The organism is Pseudomonas sp. ASL4 (assembly GCF_056680395.1).
The window spans coordinates 7187924-7207352 of the sequence record NZ_CM155280.1 but is presented as its reverse complement, the minus strand read 5'-3'; the positions used below and the strand labels follow the sequence as shown (position 1 = coordinate 7207352).

Annotated in this window: 16 protein-coding genes; 2 read left to right on the top strand and 14 right to left on the bottom strand. The window is 57.2% G+C overall.

Annotation, left to right across the window (positions count from 1 at the left end):
• Positions 1 to 91 precede the first annotated feature (91 nt).
• Positions 92 to 2617 carry a PepSY domain-containing protein gene (locus tag AC1MEW_RS33020; protein ID WP_201200508.1) on the bottom strand — a complete coding sequence of 842 codons (2526 nt, stop codon included), beginning with the start codon at positions 2615 to 2617 and terminating at the stop codon, positions 92 to 94.
• Between the two features lie 170 nt (positions 2618 to 2787).
• Positions 2788 to 5046: a TonB-dependent receptor gene (locus AC1MEW_RS33015; RefSeq protein WP_480424950.1), complete on the bottom strand. Its 2259-nt coding sequence runs from the start codon at positions 5044 to 5046 to the stop codon at positions 2788 to 2790.
• A gap of 207 nt (positions 5047 to 5253) precedes the next feature.
• Here AC1MEW_RS33015 and AC1MEW_RS33010 point away from each other — a divergent pair, with 207 nt between their 5' ends.
• Together AC1MEW_RS33010 and AC1MEW_RS33005 are read left to right on the top strand one after the other, a co-directional pair.
• Complete coding sequence (locus AC1MEW_RS33010) at positions 5254 to 5934, top strand: Fe2+-dependent dioxygenase (protein ID WP_201200510.1); 681 nt, start codon at positions 5254 to 5256, stop codon at positions 5932 to 5934.
• A complete protein-coding gene (locus AC1MEW_RS33005) occupies positions 5931 to 6692 on the top strand; it encodes a tetratricopeptide repeat protein (protein WP_480424949.1) in 762 nt (253 codons plus the stop codon). Before AC1MEW_RS33010 ends, AC1MEW_RS33005 begins: the two co-directional genes overlap by 4 nt.
• 54 nt (positions 6693 to 6746) lie before the next feature.
• Here the strand turns inward: AC1MEW_RS33005 and AC1MEW_RS33000 are convergent, their stop codons facing one another.
• The 12 genes from AC1MEW_RS33000 to AC1MEW_RS32945 all read right to left on the bottom strand — a co-directional run bounded on the left by AC1MEW_RS33000 (position 6747) and on the right by AC1MEW_RS32945 (position 19423).
• Complete coding sequence (locus AC1MEW_RS33000; protein ID WP_480424948.1) at positions 6747 to 7748, bottom strand: alpha-xenorhabdolysin family binary toxin subunit B; 1002 nt, start codon at positions 7746 to 7748, stop codon at positions 6747 to 6749.
• 34 nt (positions 7749 to 7782) lie between these two features.
• A complete protein-coding gene (locus AC1MEW_RS32995) occupies positions 7783 to 8841 on the bottom strand; it encodes an alpha-xenorhabdolysin family binary toxin subunit A (RefSeq protein ID WP_201256171.1) in 1059 nt (352 codons plus the stop codon).
• A gap of 178 nt (positions 8842 to 9019) precedes the next feature.
• Positions 9020 to 10183, bottom strand: coding sequence for a type III PLP-dependent enzyme (locus tag AC1MEW_RS32990; RefSeq protein WP_201194372.1), 1164 nt, complete (start codon positions 10181 to 10183; stop codon positions 9020 to 9022).
• A gap of 407 nt (positions 10184 to 10590) precedes the next feature.
• A complete protein-coding gene (locus tag AC1MEW_RS32985; protein WP_201256167.1) occupies positions 10591 to 11748 on the bottom strand; it encodes an osmoprotectant ABC transporter ATP-binding protein OsmV in 1158 nt (385 codons plus the stop codon).
• Positions 11745 to 12398, bottom strand: a complete 654-nt coding sequence (locus AC1MEW_RS32980) for an ABC transporter permease (RefSeq protein WP_201200515.1) — start codon at positions 12396 to 12398, stop codon at positions 11745 to 11747. The genes AC1MEW_RS32985 and AC1MEW_RS32980 overlap by 4 nt, the downstream gene beginning before the upstream one ends.
• Before the next feature lie 12 nt (positions 12399 to 12410).
• The gene (locus AC1MEW_RS32975; RefSeq protein WP_201200516.1) at positions 12411 to 13304 is read right to left on the bottom strand and encodes a glycine betaine ABC transporter substrate-binding protein; all 894 of its coding nucleotides are present in this window, start codon (positions 13302 to 13304) and stop codon (positions 12411 to 12413) included.
• 20 nt (positions 13305 to 13324) lie between these two features.
• Positions 13325 to 14041 carry an ABC transporter permease gene (locus AC1MEW_RS32970; protein WP_054049992.1) on the bottom strand — a complete coding sequence of 239 codons (717 nt, stop codon included), beginning with the start codon at positions 14039 to 14041 and terminating at the stop codon, positions 13325 to 13327.
• A gap of 379 nt (positions 14042 to 14420) precedes the next feature.
• Positions 14421 to 15215 (bottom strand): gamma-glutamyl-gamma-aminobutyrate hydrolase family protein, encoded by a 795-nt coding sequence (locus tag AC1MEW_RS32965; protein WP_201256166.1) that lies wholly within the window; start codon positions 15213 to 15215, stop codon positions 14421 to 14423.
• A 28-nt stretch (positions 15216 to 15243) separates the two neighbouring features.
• Complete coding sequence (locus AC1MEW_RS32960) at positions 15244 to 15675, bottom strand: GFA family protein (protein WP_201256165.1); 432 nt, start codon at positions 15673 to 15675, stop codon at positions 15244 to 15246.
• 17 nt (positions 15676 to 15692) lie between these two features.
• Complete coding sequence (locus AC1MEW_RS32955; RefSeq protein WP_323570027.1) at positions 15693 to 16841, bottom strand: trans-sulfuration enzyme family protein; 1149 nt, start codon at positions 16839 to 16841, stop codon at positions 15693 to 15695.
• On the bottom strand, positions 16831 to 18048 hold the full coding sequence (locus AC1MEW_RS32950) for an MFS transporter (RefSeq protein WP_201256163.1): 1218 nt from the start codon (positions 18046 to 18048) through the stop codon (positions 16831 to 16833). The genes AC1MEW_RS32955 and AC1MEW_RS32950 overlap by 11 nt, the downstream gene beginning before the upstream one ends.
• A 4-nt stretch (positions 18049 to 18052) precedes the next feature.
• On the bottom strand, positions 18053 to 19423 hold the full coding sequence (locus AC1MEW_RS32945; RefSeq protein ID WP_480424946.1) for a preATP grasp domain-containing protein: 1371 nt from the start codon (positions 19421 to 19423) through the stop codon (positions 18053 to 18055).
• Positions 19424 to 19429 lie beyond the last annotated feature (6 nt).

Here is a 19429-nt window from a genome sequence, read left to right as displayed (position 1 = left end):
TTGCTCGCGATGACGGCTCAACATTCAACAGAGATGTTGGCTGTCAGACCGCTTTCGCGAGCAAGCCCGCTCCCACAGGGAGGGTGTGTTTTCAGTAAACGTCGCGGCGGTAGCGGCCTTGTTCGATCAATCGATCGACTTCTTCGATCCCCAGCACTTGGTTGAGCACGTGATCCACGCCCGAAGCCATGCCTTGCAAGCTGCCGCAGATGTAGATCACGGCGCCGTCGGCCAGCCATTTTTTCAGCTCGGCGGCGGATTCGCGCAGGCGATCCTGGACGTAGATTTTCTCGGCCTGATCCCGGGAAAACACTAGGTCCAGCCGCTCCAGGTCACCTTCAATCAGCCAACCTTCCAGCTCATCGCGACACAGGAAGTCGTGCTCGCGATTGCGCTCGCCAAACAACAGCCAATGCCGTTGCTGCCCATCGGCAATCCGCGCCTTGAGCAAACTGCGCAGCCCGGCGAGGCCCGTGCCGTTGCCCAGCAGGATCATCGGCACCGGTTCGTTCGGCAGGTGGAAACCGCTGTTGCGCCGTACCCGCAAACTGATGCTGCCGCCCACTGGGGCGTGTTCGGTCAGCCAGCCGGAGCCGATGCCGAGACTGCCGTCGGGATGCAGTTCCTGACGCACGATCAGTTCCAGCACGCCGTCGGCGGCAATCGAAGCAATCGAGTATTCACGCATCGCCAACGGCACCAACGCCTGCACCAATGCCTGGGCGTGCAGACCAACCAGATGTGCCCGGTTTTCGGGCAGTTGTCGACTGGCGAGGGCTTGATCCAGCGGTTGCGAGAGGCCGTCGAGTTCTACACTGGCCCGGCCATCAATCCCCAAGCCATCGAGGAAATGCTCGATCGCCCACGTGCAATTGCGCGGCATGACTTCCACCAGATCACCGGCCAGCCAACTGCTGGTGCTTGGGGCAATCAGACCCACCAAGTACACCGGCGAGCCGCAGCTGTCCGGGTTGAGCAGTTCGCGCCGGGCCAGCGTCCAGTTGTCGTAGCTGGGCGCTTGCCAGGTATCCACAGGCGCCTGTCCGGTCAGCAGGCCAAGTTGCTGCTGCCAGTGACGCAAGGCGTAGGGGTCGCCGCTGTCGACTTCCACCGGGGCAAACAGGGTCTTGCCGCCGTGTTCGCCGAGCCAGGTGTGCAAGCGCCGGGCGAAGCCGCAGAAGTGCTGATACTGTCGATCACCGAGACCAAGCACCGCGTAGTTCAAACTCTCAAGGCTCAACGCCCGACCCAGCACTTTGCGCTCAAAACCACGGGCGCTGTCCGGTGCTTCGCCGTCGCCGAAGGTGCTGACCACGAACAGTGCATTGCTCGAATCACGCAGATCCTGTTCGCTGACATTCGCCAGCGGCTGCACCTTCACCGGCAAGCCTGCGGCCTGCAATTGCCCGGCAGTCTGCCAAGCCAATTGCTCGGCAAACCCGCTCTGACTGGCGAAGCCGATCAGCCAGGCAGGTGCGTCGCCGCCCGGTTGCACCAGGCCTTTGCGCGCGTCCTTGATCTGACGCTTTTTGCGTCGACGATCCAGGTACAGCAACCAGCCCGTGACGAAAAACAGCGGCATGGTCAGCGCGGTGATCGTCAGGATGATCCGCCCGACAATGCCGAAGTAACTGCCCGTGTGCAGCGCATAAATGCTGGTCAGCAATTGCGCCTTGAGGCTCTTGTCACTGTAGCGATCATGACGTTTGGTGATCCCGGTCGCCGGATCCAGGGTGATCTGGTTCAGCGCGCGGTCATGGGGCGAGGTATTCAACAGGTAGAACACCGTGGCCGGTTGGCCAGCCACCGGCGGCATGCGGATGTTGTAGGCAGACAAGTGCGGGCCGGCGGCGCTGTAGATGCTGCTCCACATCGCGGCGTAATCGGCAGTCGGCGCAGGACCGCTCGGCGCCGGCCCGCGGTTGCGAACCCGCTCGTTTTGCGGTGCGTCGGACAGCAGTTTGGTCAGACCTTGGTTGTACCACTCGTAAGACCAGGACAACCCGGTCAGCGCGGCCAAGAGGTAAAACACCAGGCACCAGGTGCCCGCCACCGAGTGCAAGTCCCAGTTGAAGCTGCGGCCCTTTTTCTTCCAGTCCAGGGTCAGCCAGGCTCGCCAGTTCTTCCATTGGCGCGGCCAGCGCAGGTACAGGCCTGAGAGGCAGAAAAACACCAGGATCAACGTGCACGCGCCAGTGATTTGCCGCCCGGTATCGCCCATCGCAAGGAAGCGGTGCAATTGCAGCATCAGGCCGAAGAAGTCCTGGCCGGTGACGTCGCCCGTGAACTCGGCGGTGTACGGGTCGAAATAACGCATCTCGCCGCGACGCTCGCCCGGCGGCGCCGTGAAGATCACCCGCGCAGCGTTGCCGCTGTCGGTCTCGACCCAGAGCATCGAGACTTTTTTGCCGGATGCGGCTTCGATGCGCTCGACCAGTTCGGCGGGCGGGAGGACGCCGGCGACCTGTTTCTCGACCTGCAGCACAGAGGGATTCAACGCCCGCAGGATTTCATCCTGAAACGACACCGTTGCTCCGGTGATGCCCATCAAGGCCAGGATCAGCCCGGCGCTGATGCCAAAAAACCAGTGCAACTGGAACAGGGTTTTCTTCAACACGTCGCTCGCCTTGTTCGTTCGAAAGTAATCATCACGGCGCGCATTATGCCGTGGGTTGTCGAGAAACATTCTTTATTACGCACAAAAGCCCCGTTCACCTGGATGAACGGGGCCTGTTGCTGATTACCGCCGTTGTCCGCTCCCACAGGGGATTGCGGTGTGACCAGCAATCAGAAGTGGAAGTTGGCGCTCAGCAGTGCAGTACGACCTGCTGCAACGTGGGCATAGTGCGTCTGGAACACCTGGTCAAAATAACGCTTGTCGGTCAGGTTCTGCACGTTGAGTTGCAGGTCGACGTTTTTGGTCAGGGCGTAGCTGGCCATTGCGTCGTAACGCCAGTAGGACGGGATCTCCACCGAGTTGGCTACGTTGCCGAACTGCGAATCGACGAAGGTCGCGCCGCCGCCGACGGTCAACTTTTCCGGGATCAGGTCGTAAGTCGACCACAGGGTGAAGTTGTTCCGTGGGGTGCTTGGCATATGGTTGCCTTTGTCGGCCGCGAGGGTGGTCTTGACCACTTCGCTTTCCATGTAGGTGTAGCCGCCGAAGACTTTCCAGTTACGGGTCAGTTTGCCGGTGTAGGTCAGTTCCAGGCCGTTGACGGTTTGTTCGCCGTCCAGCACTTGGGTGGTGGCGCCGTCCGGATCGTCGATACGGGCGTTGGTTTTCTCGGTGCGGAACAGCGCAGCGGTCAGCGACAGGTCGTCACCGAAGAAGTCCCACTTGGTGCCGACTTCGTAGTTGCGGTTCTTTTCCGGCTCCAGGTCGCTGTTGTTCGCCGCCAGTTCCATGCTGCCGTTACCGCTGGTTTCACCGGCCGGGTTGCTGGAGGTGGAGTAGGCCGCGTACACGCTGCCGTTAGGCAACGGGTTGTAGACCACGCCGATCTGGTAGTTCAGCAGGTCGCTGGTGTTCTCCCGGGAGAAACTGCCCGCTGGCGTGGTACGGCCCGCATTGGCGTAGCCGCTGGATTCGGTCTGGTAGTTGTCGTAACGCAGGCCCAGGTTCAGGGACCATTGTTCGTTGAACTTCAGGGTGTCGAACACATAGGCGGCAGCAGTTTTGGTGTCGGTGTCGGTGAAAGCGTTGCTGTCGGTGATGGTGCCCGACCAGTTATCCCCAGGCGTCGGCTTGTACAGGTTGGTGCAGTCGCCGGAGTTGAACAGTGCGCGGTTGCACGTGGTACCGCTGGCGGTCGAGGTCAAGATGTATGGGCGGTTGTGGGTGTCCTGATAAGAGAACTCCAGGCCGGTGACCAGGCTGTGTTCGATACCGGCGGTATTGAACTTGGCGCTCAGGTCGGTCTGGTTGACCCAGCCGCTGGACGTCGAGTTACGGCTTTTCGCGCCACGGTACACACTGCCGTTGGCCACGTTGCCCTTGCTGTCGTCAGGGTTGCTGACGATGTAGTCCAGGGTCGAACGGGACATGCGGAAACTGTTGGAAACGGTCAGGTCATCATTCAGATCGTGCTCGATCTTGATGGTGCCGCTGTCATCACTGGTCTCACGATAGTCGCGACCGGTGAGGCCGTAGAAATTGTCGCGATTGACGTTGGCTGGTTTGTCGACCTGGTACTTGCTGCGGTTCGGGCTGAGGGTCAACGGGATGCCGTAGTCCGGGATATCGTTGCTCTCGTTGTGGTAGTAACCGACGATCACGCGGGTGTCGGTGCCCAGGCCGAAGGAGAAGGTCGGCGCCACGCCCCAGCGGCTGACGTCCACGGCGTCACGCCCGGCGACGTTCGCTTCGTGCTTCATCAGGTTCAGGCGGAAAGCCGAGGTGTCGTTGATCTGCTGGTTCAGGTCGAGGGTGGTGCGCTTGGTCTGGTCCGAGCCCCAGGTGAAGCCGCCGTTGTAGAAATTGCCGAGTTTTGCGGTCTTGCTGATCAGGTTCAGGCTGCCACCGGTGGAGCCGGCGCCGGTGAAGGCCGAGCCTGGGCCTTTGCTGATTTCGACCGATTCAACGTCGAAGATCTCGCGGCTCTGGGACGCCGGATCGCGCATGCCGTCGATGAACACATCGCTTTCAGCGTTGAAGCCGCGAATGATCGGACGGTCGCCGGCCGGGTTGCCACCTTCGCCGGCACCAAAGGTGATGCCCGGCGTGGTGCGCAATGCGTCGACCAGACTGGTAGCGCCGGTGTCGCGGATCACTTGCTGCGGGATCACGGTCACGCTTTTTGGCGTTTCGCGAAGTGGCGCGGTGTACTTCTTGGAGGCCGAGGTATCGGTTTTGTAGGAGGTGTCTTCCTGGTCGCCAACAACGCTGGTGGCGTCGAGGGAAATCGCATTGCCCGGAGCCTTGTCGTCGGTCTTTTCAGCAGCGAAAACCATGTGGCCAGCGGAGCCGGCGGTGATCGCCATGCCAATCGCAGAGGCGAGCAAGCGCGGTGAACTGACGGGTGATTGTAGTTGTTGGCGTGACATTTGAATTCCCCTCCCCAAGGATTTGAGGCCGCGGAATATAGGGTAAACAAGTATCTGTATCAATTGCGAAACGTTGCTATTCGTGACGAATTTACATTCTTTACAATTTGACCTTACGGTTTTTGGTGTCTCGTTCGTCTATGGGGTTTTACACGGGCAATAAGAATCAATACCATTGGCGCTCCTCTGTTTTCAGGTGTCGTCCCCATGTTGCTGCACATTCCCGGCGTGTTCGCGAAAGAAGAAGTGCAGCGCATCCGTGAGGCGCTGGAACAGGCCGATTGGGCCGACGGCAAAATCACCGCCGGCTTTCAGTCGGCCAAGGCCAAGCACAACCTGCAACTGCCGGAAGGTCATCCGCTGGCCAAGGAAATCGGTGCGGCGATGCTTGAGCGGTTGTGGAAAAATCCACAGTTCATGTCAGCGGCGTTACCGAGCAAAGTCTTCCCACCGTTGCTGAACTGTTACACGGCGGGCGGCAGTTTCGACTTCCACATCGACAACGCCGTGCGTCAGCCCAAGGGCAGTATCGAGCGCGTGCGCACCGACCTGTCGGCGACGCTGTTCTTCAGCGAACCGGACGACTACGACGGCGGTGAACTTGAAATCCAGGACACCTTCGGCACTCAACGCGTCAAGTTGCCCGCCGGCGACATGGTCCTGTACCCCGGCAGCAGTCTGCACAAGGTCAACGCCGTCACCCGCGGTACGCGCTATGCGTCGTTTTTCTGGACCCAAAGCCTGGTCCGCGAAGACAGCCAGCGCGCGTTGCTGTTCGAGATGGACGGGGCGATCCAGCAACTGACCCAGGACATGCCTGATCACCCTTCGCTGATTCGCCTCACCGGCACCTATCACAACCTGCTGCGCCGCTGGGTCGAGGTATGAGTTATCAACTGCACCGCGAGGAAGTGCTCGACGGTGATCGGCTCAAAGCGATGCTCGAGGAAAGTCCGGCACGGGCGGCGCAAGCGATTTTGATCGCGGCTGGCGAAGGTGTTCTCGATGCTCAGGCCTTGCTGGGGCAGATTCTGCTGGACGGGCTGGGCATTGAGCAGGATCAGCCGCTGGCGGTGCGCTGGTTCGGGATCGCCGCCAAGGGCGGGCATTTGATGGCGTGCAACATGCTCGGTCGTTGTCATGAGCATGGCTGGGGATGTACCGCTGATGCCACGGTCGCAGCGAAACATTATCGCGACGCCGCCGAGGCCGGGCTGGATTGGGCGATGTACAACTACGCCAACCTGCTGGCCACCGGTCGTGGGGTGGCTGAAGACCAGGCACAAGCGCTGAGTCTTTATCGCCGCGCCGCGGAATTGGGCCACGCGAAATCGATGAACTTGCTGGGGCGTTATCTGGAGGAGGGGTGTCATTGCCCGGTTGATCCCCAGGGGGCCGTTGACTGGTATCGACGTTCGGCGGTCTGCGGTGATTTTCGTGGTCAGTTCAGTTATGCGGCGGTGCTGGCCGACGAGGGGCACATCGAAGCGGCGCTGGGTTGGTTGCACAAGGCGTTGGCGGGAGGGAATATCAATTTTCTGCGGGTCAGCAGCGAGTCATTGCTGGATGCACCGCACCCGGAAATACGCGCCATGGCCGAGCCTTATCGGCAACGGCTGGCCGAGCTGGCCAGCCACCTGATTTAAAGACTGCGCACCGACCCCTTGCCTGAGGGACCGATGCGCAGCATGGGCTGATAATCAGCCGCGCATCCAGCGTCCTTGCAGGACATTCATGTGGGCGCGCAGCGCTTGGCAGTGCTCGATCAGACGATTGCCGATGCTCAGCATGTCTTCATTTCTGGACGGCATGACCGCCTTGAGGAACGCCGCCAACGAATCGACCAGTTTTCCGGCTTCACGCACATAAACCTCTCGGTGCGGCACGACTTTCTGAGTGTCATTGAGCTGCCGGGTCTTGTCGTGGACGTCCCGCAGCTGGGTTTTCAGCGAAGTGATTCGCTCCTGTCGCTGGTCGATCCGCGTCTGGATGATTTGCCGGGTTTTGAGCAAGTCCCTGTACTTGGTCAGTTCGTTGGCTTCATCGAGGAATTTGTTCGCCACAATCAGCCCGGCCTTCATGGCGGCGGTTTCAGGTGTTTCGGGCTTGTTGCCGATCAGCGCAGTGAGTTGTTCCAGCAAGGGCTTGAGGCGATCGATAAAACTCACCTTTTCGAAGACCTTGATGGCTTCGTTCAAGATATCTTCATCGCCGCGCAGGGCGTTCAGGGGCACTTGCTCTGCGCTCAATTCCTTGTCCAGGCTGACCTGTTTGTCTGCCAGTTCCGCCAGCCTGAACCGGTTGTTGCTGATGGTGATGCTCTGGACATTGAACACGCCGATTTGCAATGTCGAGTGCAAATTCGAAATCTGATCAGTGCACAGCTCCATCAACTGGTTCGCCGTTTTCGAATAGATTTTAATGGCGTTTTTCACACTGGCGTCGGCTTCACGAGCGTTCAATACAGCAAGGGCTTCGAGGTTTTCTTGAAGATCCTCGGTTTCCAGGACGGTGATTGCCGATGTAATCGCGTTGGCGACCAGTTGGTCGGTGCTGCTGACGGCGGCATTTAATCCGACCAGCTCATTGCTCAGCGCTTTGATGTATAGGTTGGAGGAGCCGACAATCGATTGATAACGAATCGATTCGCGGCTGTCGCGAACAAGGGCGAAGTCGGGGGTAACATAATGTTGGGTGCTCATAGGGAAATCCTTTTCCTGTTTGTATGTGGATTGTTTAGTCGAACGCGGTAACAAGGGCATTTGCGTTGTTTTGAATGCTTTTCCAGTTTTTCAGAATGACTTTCAGGCTGGAAACAAAGCTTCTGAGTGTGAGAAAGTCGTTAATGCCGGTTACTTTGTTTCGGGACGAATTAATGTATTCGGATGTCGAGATCCATAAGGTTTCCAGTTGCGCTGTGCTGGTAATGGCGCCTTCCACGTAAGTAATCAGGCTGTCCAGCTCACTATGAAGTTCAAGCAGTGTCCCGGCGAGAATGTTTTTCTGTTTGATTGTTTCCGTGAGTTGTTCCCGTTCTCTGATTAGAGGCGACAGCTGCACTTTCTGCATGTCGGCAACCAGCCTGTGGTGGAACGAGCCCAGCGGGTTGATAAAACCCATGACGTGGTCGAAAAAGTTAGGCGATGTTTCTCTGGTTTTTTCGTCTATGCGCTTCTGGGTTTCATCAATTTTCTGATTCAGTTGGGTAATTTGTCGATTAATCTCTTCGTTGCTGGCCAGCTTCAGCTTTGAGCCAATACCCATGTGTACTTCTTCGGAGAGTTCAACCTTGAAATACTTCAAGCGTGCCAGAACGTCCATGCTGCTCAGCTTTTTGTCATCGATGGAGCTGGCGATGAACGTCAGGGAATCCTTGATGGAGCCAAAACGGTTTTTCTCTGTTTTGCCGATTTCCAGCGGTGGAAGGCTATTGATTTCTTCCTCGCTCATATCTTTGATAGTGCCGGTGTAGTTTTGGTAACCCGGCATTGTCACAATGGCATCAATGATGTCTTGCCCGAAACTTTCCAGATCCTCGGAAAATGCGGAAAGACTTCCGCCTACACGCTTCATGGACGACTCGATGTCTCTCCACGAGTTCGCGTTATTGATGATCTTGTGATACAGGCTGACAACGTCGTACGGTTCCAGGCCAACAATGTTGGTCTTTTTGGTTCTTAGTTGTTGTTCGACTTCTTCAATGGTGGTCGGCAGTGCCTTGGCGGTCGCAATATAATGTTTGATTTTGCGAATGTCGTCTTTTGTAATGATGGGGGTTGAGGTGTTGTTGCTCATTTGCATTTTTCTAATTCCTTTTAGAGTTTGCGTTGAGTTCTTAGGGTAATAGTGTTTTTTGAATAAGTGTATGTTTAGTCTGTAACTGTTTTTTAGTTATTGTTTGTCGGGGTTAAGTAATAACGGCGCCCATAAAAAAACCCGTGATTAATCACGGGTTTTTTATGGGGTTTGGCGTTTACACGTAAAACGACTTCAGCGGCGGGAAGCCATTGAATTCAACGGCGCTGTAACTGGTGGTGTAGGCACCGGTCGACAACCAGTACATACGATCACCAATGGCCAGGTTCAGCGGCAAACCGTACTTATAGTTCTCGTACATGATGTCGGCGCTGTCGCAGGTCGGGCCGGCGATGACGACTTCTTCCATCTCGCCTTTCTTCTCGGTCCAGATCGGGAACTTGATGGCTTCGTCCATGGTTTCGATCAGACCGGAGAATTTGCCCACATCCGTGTACACCCAGCGCTCTACCGCAGTACGGGATTTACGCGCGACCAATACCACTTCGCTGACCAGGATACCGGCGTTGGCGATCAACGAACGGCCCGGTTCCAGGATGATTTCCGGCAGGTCGTCGCCGAAATCTTCCTTGAGGAAACGGATGATTTCTTCAGCGTAGGTTTCCAGGCTGTTGGTGCGGGTGATGTAGTTGGCCGGGAAGCCGCCGCCCATGTTGATCAGCTTCAGGTGAATGCCGTCTTCTTCTTTCAGGCGTTCGAAGATCACTTTGACCTTGGCGATCGCTGCGTCCCAGACGCTGATGTCGCGTTGCTGCGAGCCGACGTGGAACGAGATGCCGTAAGGCACCAGGCCCAGGTCACGGGCTAGGATCAGCAAGTCCATGGCCATGTCGGTCTGGCAGCCGAATTTGCGCGACAAAGGCCAGTCAGCAGTGGTCGAGCCTTCGGTGAGGATGCGCACGTAGACTTTCGAACCCGGCGCAGCCTTGGCGATGTTGCGCAGGTCGGCTTCGGAGTCGGTGGCATACAGACGCACGCCCTTCTCGTAGAAGTAGCGAATGTCCTTGGATTTCTTGATGGTGTTGCCATAGCTGATGCGATCCGGGCCGACGCCCTGGTTCATCACTTTGTCGAGCTCGTAGATCGACGCGATGTCGAAGTTCGAGCCTTTCTCTTTGAGCAGGTCGATGATTTCGACGGCCGGGTTGGCCTTGACCGCGTAGTAGACCTTGGCGAATTCGAAACCGGCACGCAGGTCGTCATAGGCCTGGCTGATCATCGCGGTGTCGATCACCACGAACGGGGTTTCTTGTTTGTCGGCAAACGCCTTCATTTTGTTGAAGGTTTCACGCGCGAAATAGTCTTCGACGTTGATCGACATGCTGGGAACTCCTACTGGCAAACTAGATTAATCAATGGGTGCAAATGAACGTCCTCCGTATCCCCACTTTGGTTCGCCTACTTCCCAAGGCATGTCGCCGAAAGCAAAAAGGCCATGGGAAATGGTGCTTCCCTTGGCCTTGCTGTCTCGTCGTCAGTACTTGAGCCGGATGGATCGTTTCCAGCATGGACGTTCGGCGCGAACTTTAGGGCGTGAGGGGCTTGAGATCAACAAAAAATGTCGCGTTTTTACACGCTTCCGTCGTGCGGTCCCGGACAGCTACTGATGTAACCGACCTGCATGACAGTGTGATGTTCCCGTAGAAGGGAGATTTGAAGGGGATTGGATGGCCCTTGTGGCGAGGGAGCAAGCTCCCTCGCCACAAGGGCACTGGTGCCTCAGACAGATCAGGCGACCGCAGCCTCAGCCGGCGAAACAATGCTGGTCTTGCCGCCACGGGACTTACCGGAGCTCAAATACTCGGCAATCGACTCCTGGGTCACTTCCCCCAGGAACACCCGCTCGGCATCCATCACCGGCAGCCACGAGCGATTGAACTCGTACATGCGTGACAGCAGGATGCGCAAATGTTCGTCGAACGCGGCCGTGGCGTTGAACTCCCGAAGGTATTGCGCGCAGGTGCCGGTCTGACGGTGCAGGTCGCGACGTCGTACGTAACCCAGCGCCTTGTTGTCGGAGCAAGTCACCACGACATAACGACGGTCCAGTTCGTCCATCAACTCCAGGGCCTCGGCCACCGGGGTTTCCGGGCTCACCGACGGTGCGTTGTCCGCAGCGTCTTCGGCTTTCACCAGCAACAGGCGCTTGAGCGTGCTGTCCTGGCCGACGAAGTTGCTGACAAAGTCATCCGCCGGGTGCGCCAGCAGCGTGTCCGGGTGATCGATCTGCAACAGCTTGCCGGCGCGGAAGATCGCAATCTTGTCGCCGAGCTTGATGGCTTCGTCGATGTCGTGGCTGACCATGATCACGGTCTTGTTCAGCGCGCGTTGCATCTCGAAGAACTCGTTCTGGATCATTTCGCGGTTGATCGGGTCGACCGCGCCGAACGGTTCGTCCATCAACAACAGCGGCGCATCCGCCGCCAGCGCACGAATCACGCCGATCCGTTGCTGTTGACCACCGGACAACTCACGCGGGTAGCGAGTCAGGTACTGCTTGGGTTCCAGCTTGATCATGCTCATCAACTCGCGGGCGCGGTCGTGGCATTTCTGTTTGTCCCAGCCCAGCAGGCGCGGAACGATGGTGATGTTTTCCTCGATGGTCATGTTCGGGAACAGACCGATCTGCTGGATCACATAACCGATGTTGCGACGCAGGGTCACCGCGTCGAGGTCGGTAGTGTCTTCGCCGTTGATCAGGATCTTGCCCGAAGTCGGCTTGATTAACCGGTTGATCATCTTCAGCGTGGTGCTTTTGCCGCAACCCGATGGCCCGAGGAACACACAGATTTCGCCTTCATTGACGGTCAGGCTTACCGAATCCACGGCTTTCACATCTTTGCCGTTGCTTTGGAAGGTCTTGCTGAGGTTTTGAAGTTCGATCATTTCAGGAGTCCTTTTGGAGTCAGCGAGCGTTGCAGCCATTGCAGAAGCAGGTCGGCGAAGATGGCCAGGAGACTGACCAGCACGGCGCCGACGATCAGCATCGACATGTCGCTGCGGCTGATTGAAGCGAGAATAAGTACACCGAGGCCACCGGCGCCGATGGTCGCGGCGATGGTCATGACACCAATGTTCATGACCACGGCGGTGCGCACGCCAGCCAGGATCACCGGCACCGCGATCGGCAGTTCGACCATGCGCAAGCGCTGATAGAACGTCATGCCGATGCCGCGAGCGGCTTCGCGAATGCCGGGTTCGACACCGGTCAGCGCCAAGTAGGTGTTACGCATGATCGGCAACAGCGAGTAGAGAAACACGGCGGTGATTGCCGGCATCGGGCCCAGGCCCTGGCCGAACTTGGAGTAAAACGGCAGCAGCAGGCCGAACAGCGCAATCGACGGCACGGTCAGCAGCACCGTGGCGCTGGCTTGCAGTGGGCCGGCCAGCGACGGGAAGCGCGTCATCAGCACGCCCAGCGGTACACCAACGAGGATTGCCAACGTCACAGCGATGCCGACCAACGTGATGTGCTGCCAGGTCAGGTGCAGGACCAGCGGCCAGTCGAGATGGGAAAAGGCGTTCAGAAATTCCATGGCTTTTCCTCCTCAGTTGATCGGGTGCTGGCGCAGGAAATCTGCGGCAACGGATGAAGGGCTTTCATGATCGACATCGACCCGCGCGTTGAGCTGGCGCATGGTCGCGTCATCGAACAGTTCCGCCAGTGGCTTGAGTTCTTCGGCAAGCTTGGGATGCGCGTCGAGGTAAACCTGACGCACCACCGGGGCGGCGGTGTAGTCCGGGAAGTAGTGCTTGTCGTCTTCGAGCAGTTTCAGCTTAAAGGCGTTCAATCGACCGTCGGTGGTGTAGACCAGACCGGCAAACACTTGGCCGTTACGCAAGGCGGTGTAAACCAAACCAGCATCCATCTGCCGGATGTTTTTGCGGGTCAGGTTCATGCCATAGAGCTTGACCATGCCGTCCAGGCCGTCGGAACGGTTGGCGAACTCGGTGTCCAGCGCCACCAGGTGATTGTCCTTCTGCTCAGCCTGCAACACCGTGTTCAGCTCGCTGATGGTGTTGATCTGCGGATAAGCCTTGGCGGTGGTTTCCGGCAGGGCCAGGGCGTAGGTGTTGCTGAATTTCGACGGCGTGAGCCAGACCAGGCCTTTTTTCGCGTCGAGTTCTTTCACCCGGGCGTAGGACTGTTCGCTGTCGAGCTTTTCAGTGACGTGGTTGTAAGCCACCAGCGACACGCCGGTGTATTCCCACATCAGATCGAGCTGGCCACTTTCGTGAGCGCTGCGGGCCAGGTTACTGCCCAGACCGCCGGTCACCTGGGTGTCGTAACCCTTGGTGCGCAGGTATTGGGAAGTGATTTCCGCGAGCAGGGTTTGTTCGGTGAACACCCGGGCGCCGATGCGGATCACCGGTTTTTCAGCGGCTTGGGCAAATCCTGCGAACAGCAGGGCGCAGCCTAGTAATAGGGTCAGTCTTTTCATAAATATTCCTTTGCCGAGGCTTAAGACGGGCGTAGGCCGCGTTCGAGCCAGAGGCGGCTGGCGAGTGTCACCAGACCGTCGAGCAGCAAGGCCAGCAGGGCGGTGCAAGCGGCGCCGAGCAGCAGTTGCGGCTGATTGTTCAGGGCGATGCCAGGGAAAATCAGGCTGCCCAGGCTGTTGGCGCCGATCAGGAACGCCAGCGGTGCGGTCCCGACATTGATCGCCAGGGCCACGCGCACACCACCGATGATGATCGGCACCGCGTTCGGCAGTTCGACCCGCCACAGCACTTGAGTCGGGGTCATGCCGATGCCGACGGCCGCTTCCTTGAGTGAACCCTGGACGTTTTTCAGGCCTTCATAGGTGTTGCGCACGATCGGCAACAGCGAGGCGAGGAACAGGGCGAAGATCGCGGGGCCGCTGCCGATGCCCAGAATCCCCAGGGCGATGGCCAGTACGGCGAGAGGCGGAACGGTGTTGCCGATGTTGAAGATCTGCATGAAGCGTTCAGCGCGGCCAACCATGGTCGGGCGGCTGAGGAAGATACCGGCGGGGATGCCCACAACGAGGGCGGCCAGCATGGAGACAAGGACGAGAATCAAGTGAGCTTGCAGGTAAAACAATAAATCGTCGCGGTAATGTTCGATCGTGTTGATGCCAATCCAGTGGACCAGCAGGGCCAGGAGTGCGACGACAACCGCACCTCCTATAAGCCCCTTGCCATAGCGAATCGCCACAGGCGGACTCCTTTTTTTCTTAGTCGGCGAACGCAGTCCTTTGTGGCATGCCATTGCTGGCTGCCGGGATATCAACGTTCGCGAAAAGCAGCGCGTTCTATGTCCGCAAAGGGACATGAATCGAGCCATAAGCGCAGCCTCGTCAGGCTAACTTGCTGATTTTTCAGCCCCTGGTACGAGTGCAGTAACAGGGGAGTGGACGTCTGCACCTTTTAAAAGGTTCCATATTTAGCAGCATTTAGCCACCCTTGATGTCCCAACGGTCGAATTGATCGGTGTTGCGGCGGGGAAATATCAGAACGCTAAAGCCCCCTGTTCAGGCTGTTTGGGCGTGCGCGGTGGAACAGCCTGAAACGGGTTTCCAGAAGGACTTGCCGGTTCACACCCTCTCTTTTCGGGGAGCTGCCATGAAGGCATGACAGGCATCGCGAAACCGGGCCCAGATCAATTGTCCGAGTGGAGACGTCGGGACATTCCACTCCGGGTGCCACTGCACCCCAAAAATCGGCAAAGTGACATGGGATATCGCCTCGACTGTCCCATCCTCGGCGTACGCGTCTGCCTGCAGAGAGTCCGCCAAGCGATCAATACCCTGACCATGCAGCGAGTTCACGGAATAAGATTTCTGCTCGGGAAAAGCAGTTCCCGCGTTTCGCGCAAGCCACCCTTTTGCGGGAAGAGAAACTCTGTGTACGGCTGAATAGCGTGCCTGAAACTCACGGTCACGCTGCGCACGATGATCGAAGTGATCGCACACCTCATGTAGCGCCGTGTACAACGTGCCGCCCAAGGCAACATTGATTTCCTGCATACCCCGGCAAATCCCCAGCACCGGCAGCCCAGAACTTGCGGCGTGTTGTAAAATCCGCATCGCAGTCTGGTCTCGCGCGCAATCGCGATCCCCCACATGTGCTCGCGCTGGGGCATACAACGCTGTGTCTATGTTGCTTCCTGCGCCCGGAAGCAGCACGCCATCTAACCGGTCCAGGATGTCGGAGATTTCCCATCCCTCGGCGCCGCTCAAGAGGGAGGGGATAAGCACGGGAGAGCAGTCGCTGAATTGTGTCATGGCATCTAGATATTTCACAAAAACGGCTTGATGCGATAGCTCTCCCCAGCCAGCAATCGCGATTGTTTCAGTAGAACAAAGCACACCGACCACAGGTTTCTTCACGCGAATCCCTCCTTGAAGAACGCCTCTGTCAGGTCGGAAATCGGCTGATATTTTCTTCCCATCTGCGGCCGTCAAATGGCACGACGTTGAACGAGTGAGTGTCGTGCAATTCGAGGCACCGCACGTTGACGCTGAAGTCTTCCGGATGCGAACGCGGTCGATAAAATGGCTTTACGCCACAGATTCGACAAAAGGTGTGCTGTGCGACCTTCGTGTTGAACCGATAGGTCGTCAACACATCATGTCCCTCGATCAGTTGAAAATCCTCCGCGCGGACGGGCAAATGAAGAAAACCCGAGGCGAAACAGATTGAGCAATTGCATTCGATGGCGGTCGATTCAGTCGCAATCCGAATCCGAAACTGAACGGCGCCACAATGGCACTGCCCATCGATGTCTCTGAAGTGTTGAACCATGTTCCTCTCCGAGGCGCGGTTACCTTCCAGTGGTAGATGCGTCATGCACTGACGTCTCTTATTTAGTTAAGTGCAGTGGCGAGATCGATAAGGAGCGTATCCACATCCTCTAATCCGACGCTCATGCGCAGGCCCATTCGAACTCCGCCCTCTGGGCCCGTGAGCGTCGCGGGGCAAATAACCGATTCGTACCCCCCCCACCCCCAACCTCGTCCGATTACGGACACCCTGTCGATGAATCGTTGAAGAGCATCCGTATGACCACCTTTCAGCGTGAAGGTAAACACTCCACCAGCCCCCGAAAACTGCGCTTTCCACGCAGCATGATTGCGGTCTGATGGTAGGGCTGGATAGAAAACGCTCTCAACCGCGGGGTGTTTCGAGAGCCAGGCACAAATCCGACTTGCCGATTCGTAGTGGCGATTCATTCGAACGGCGAGGGTGCGTAGGCCTCGCAGGGCGAGATTGGCATCATCTGCGCCCACAGCCTGACCGAGAAGGCGTGCGGTATCACGTGTTCGCTCGAAGGTCGGCACATCGGCGAAAACCGCAGCTCCCATGACAGAGTCGGAATGTCCGCTGATATATTTCGACGTGCTATGGATGACGACACTCGCGCCGTGCTTCAGAGGATTGAAAAAGTATGGCGTCGCCCAAGTGTTATCGACAACAACAGGGACCCGGCCAGCATAGGCCGTCAACTCGCGCAGGTTGCAGACATCGAACGTCACAGATCCAGGAAGATCGAGATAAATCAAACTGACGTTGTCGGTAAGCGTTTGACGAAGTTCGGAAAGTAGATCAAGCGAGAAATATTCGACCTCGATTCCAAGCGGGCTCAACATCTGTTCGCAGAACTTTCGGGTCGCAGCATACGACGACTGCGCGACCAGAACTCTTGAACCGGGGCGTGCCAGCGCTATAAGAGTCGTTGTTATTGCGCCGAGGCCCGAACACATGGCGAGAGCACCAACACCATACTCGATCTCTGCCATTGCTTCGCAAAAGGCATCAGTGGTTGGTGTTGCCCATCTTCCGTAATGATAGGGGGCGGCACCCGGCGCCATTTCGGAGTAGGAATCAAACAAAACGGTGGAGCCCCGATACACAGGTGGATTGACGAAGCCCATCTTCATCCAGTTACGGCGTCCCGCCTCAATAAGACGAGTCTCTGGCGCTACTTGCTGCGCGTGGTCAATTTTATTTGTCATGTTCACGCCTCCTGAAACAAAACAACCCGATCATGCTGACAATGGCGAACATGAACCAACCCAAGCTGATCGGCGTCCATTGAGCACTTATGCTGCCCAGATAGTTCCCCAATGCCCCGCCAATCGCCCAAGAGACTGCGGACGCTCCGAAATAACTTCCAGCGTTGCTCTCGGTTGTTAATTCTGCGAGAGCAATGTTCGACGCGGGCAAGATGAGGCTTTCGCCGAATGTGAAAATCAAGGCTATGACAACGAGGAAGACCATCGACTGCTGCGAGCTCCATTCGCGCAAGAATATGAGTGCCGCCAGTGCGAAACAGGCGAGCAGCGCGAGATGACCGATTGACATTAACGATCGCCACTTCGCTCGTTGAAACCATTGCATCCCTAAAAGTGCGGTCAAAACACCGAACAAAGCATTCGCGATGTAGAACGGTCGAACACCGTTATACCCTGATGGTCCTTGAGCGAAAGTCAGCGGGATGAACACATAAATTTGCGTGTAAACAGCCCAGAACGGGATAAGAGCGATGCAGAGTTTTAGAAATTTCCTGTCGCGGAAAGCTCCAAAAAGCGCAGACGCGACACGCTTGGGTCTTTCAATTACGCGCGTTCGTACAGCCGCAAACGGTGCCACCAAAGTCAATACAGCGAATACATAACCGCTCACTTCAAACGGAAAAGCTCCGCTATGGGCAGGTAGCAAGAACAGTACCGTTGGCCCGACCAGCGCACCCAGGTTAAGTACAAGATTATTCAAAACGAATACACGCGAACGAATGCTTGCTTTAAGGGTGCCGAACACTGAGTACGCTGTCGTTTCGTAGAGCGCTGCGCCGAGTCCATTCAAGAACGCACACGAGACCAATGAAGGGAAATCGAGAACATGGCCCAGGCCGAAGAATCCCGCAGCACGACACGCCAGACCCAATGAAGCTAAAACCCTGCTATTGAAGCGGTCGGTAGCGGATCCGAGAATAAGCGGCAACAGCCGACTGGACAGCAGACTCACCGTGAGCACGTACGCGACGTCGCCGGCGCTCAGATGTCGCTCGATGCTCAGAAAGGTCGCCAGCAGCGGAAAAGACCCGAACACCGAGAGATTAACGAGGAACTGCAGAAAGAGCAGGACCATTGTTGCTAAGCCGACGCCACCCGTTAATCGGTCAAAAAGCGGCAAGACAGGGCGTATCTTCATTGATGTCATAGAGTCACTCGCAGACCGACTCTTCGATTGGGCTGGGTGCGAGCGCATCAAGGAATCCCCGCTCCATGGAAAACGCCTCGTTTTCGTCTCGAGCATAAGTCATGTACTCGATGGTGCCAGTGCCGCCGAGGTCTTCGGTAAGGACAACCACGCCAGCCCGTTCCCGCCGGTGTGTCATGGCGTTGGCAGCAGCAAGCGCTGCGTCAAGGTCATTCACAGGTACGCGATTGCGGGTTAACACCGTATGAGTGCGCAGGTAATCCTCGCCCGCAAGCTTTCGCAGCACACCATCAAGATGACTGCAGCCCCCGAGACGACCGTTTATTTCGGTGAACACTAGCGCTCCCTCGTCGGTCACGATGGCGTCGAAGTTAACGCGCCCGATATAGCCGAGGCTTCTTGTTATCTCTGCCAACACATCACACTGGCGGTGAAACTCATTCAGCGCGTAACCGTGCGGCTGGCATGGGATCTGAAATCCAGTCCACATCACCATGCCGTTGCCGCGTTTGTCTCCAGATGCGTCCATGCGAAGGTCCCCGAAGCTAATGCGCCTGGAACCCGCGGCCATGATGTCGTACTCGGAATAGAGAACCGTCGAGCTCCGATAAAACTGCTCGACGACCACCTGACAGTTGCCGGCCGTATCCGTCTGCCGTTCCCACATCGCCTGGGAGAACGCGTCCGTCAGGTCGGCGATCCCTGCAAGCGCGTAGACTTGATGGACGCCCGGATAGACATCTCTTTTCTCGAGCGTCACCGCAATATTGCCATCGCCACCGGCATTGACGTCCTGTTTGACTATGACGCTCGCATGTCTTGAAAGCATCTCGCGCAGTACAAGGTGCAACTCACGCGCAGTGCGACACACAAAGCCTTCGGCGCAGTTGACTCGGCCAGCGCACAGCGCGCGAAACACGGCTTTGCGATTTAGAAGTTCGGCCCCGGCCTGCGCCATGAAGTTCGGCGTTCCAGTCGATTGGCCGATGCGTAACTCTTCGCACAATATCCCAATCGATGACGTGTAAAAGTACGGGAGAACCTCCCAATCGCCAGCGCCGACACCGGCGGCTTTTAGCGTAGACAACATGACTTCGCTTAATAGCACGTCAGAGGTAAGCACCACGGGTGTCACCAAATCCATCGCCGGAGAAATAACCTGCGAAGACAACAGTTTTCGGCCAATCGTCTCAGCTACATACGCCATCATTGGCTCCGAAACCAAGGAGGGCAGGACCGCAATGTCCTGTTCGCCGAGTTGCCATACGAGTCGTCTTGCTGCGATCGCAGAAACTTGCCTCAGCGGCAGTGTTGCCCGATTCGTGTCTCCGATCATTGCTTCGTTATCGACGTTTCCAACGATAAGTTTGCGCATAGGTTT

Bases quoted from the DNA above. Each gene is read 5' to 3' on its own strand.
- AC1MEW_RS32985 (WP_201256167.1), bottom strand. From the start codon at position 11,748: ATGATCGAACTTCAAAACCTCAGCAAGACCTTCCAAAGCAACGGCAAA.
- AC1MEW_RS32980 (WP_201200515.1), bottom strand. From the start codon at position 12,398: ATGGAATTTCTGAACGCCTTTTCCCATCTCGACTGGCCGCTGGTCCTG.
- AC1MEW_RS33010 (WP_201200510.1), top strand. From the start codon at position 5,254: ATGTTGCTGCACATTCCCGGCGTGTTCGCGAAAGAAGAAGTGCAGCGC.
- AC1MEW_RS33015 (WP_480424950.1), bottom strand. From the start codon at position 5,046: ATGTCACGCCAACAACTACAATCACCCGTCAGTTCACCGCGCTTGCTC.
- AC1MEW_RS32990 (WP_201194372.1), bottom strand. From the start codon at position 10,183: ATGTCGATCAACGTCGAAGACTATTTCGCGCGTGAAACCTTCAACAAA.
- AC1MEW_RS32955 (WP_323570027.1), bottom strand. From the start codon at position 16,841: ATGACAAATAAAATTGACCACGCGCAGCAAGTAGCGCCAGAGACTCGT.
- AC1MEW_RS32995 (WP_201256171.1), bottom strand. From the start codon at position 8,841: ATGAGCAACAACACCTCAACCCCCATCATTACAAAAGACGACATTCGC.
- AC1MEW_RS32945 (WP_480424946.1), bottom strand. From the start codon at position 19,423: ATGCGCAAACTTATCGTTGGAAACGTCGATAACGAAGCAATGATCGGA.
- AC1MEW_RS33000 (WP_480424948.1), bottom strand. From the start codon at position 7,748: ATGAGCACCCAACATTATGTTACCCCCGACTTCGCCCTTGTTCGCGAC.
- AC1MEW_RS32975 (WP_201200516.1), bottom strand. From the start codon at position 13,304: ATGAAAAGACTGACCCTATTACTAGGCTGCGCCCTGCTGTTCGCAGGA.
- AC1MEW_RS32950 (WP_201256163.1), bottom strand. From the start codon at position 18,048: ATGACATCAATGAAGATACGCCCTGTCTTGCCGCTTTTTGACCGATTA.
- AC1MEW_RS32960 (WP_201256165.1), bottom strand. From the start codon at position 15,675: ATGACGCATCTACCACTGGAAGGTAACCGCGCCTCGGAGAGGAACATG.
- AC1MEW_RS33005 (WP_480424949.1), top strand. From the start codon at position 5,931: ATGAGTTATCAACTGCACCGCGAGGAAGTGCTCGACGGTGATCGGCTC.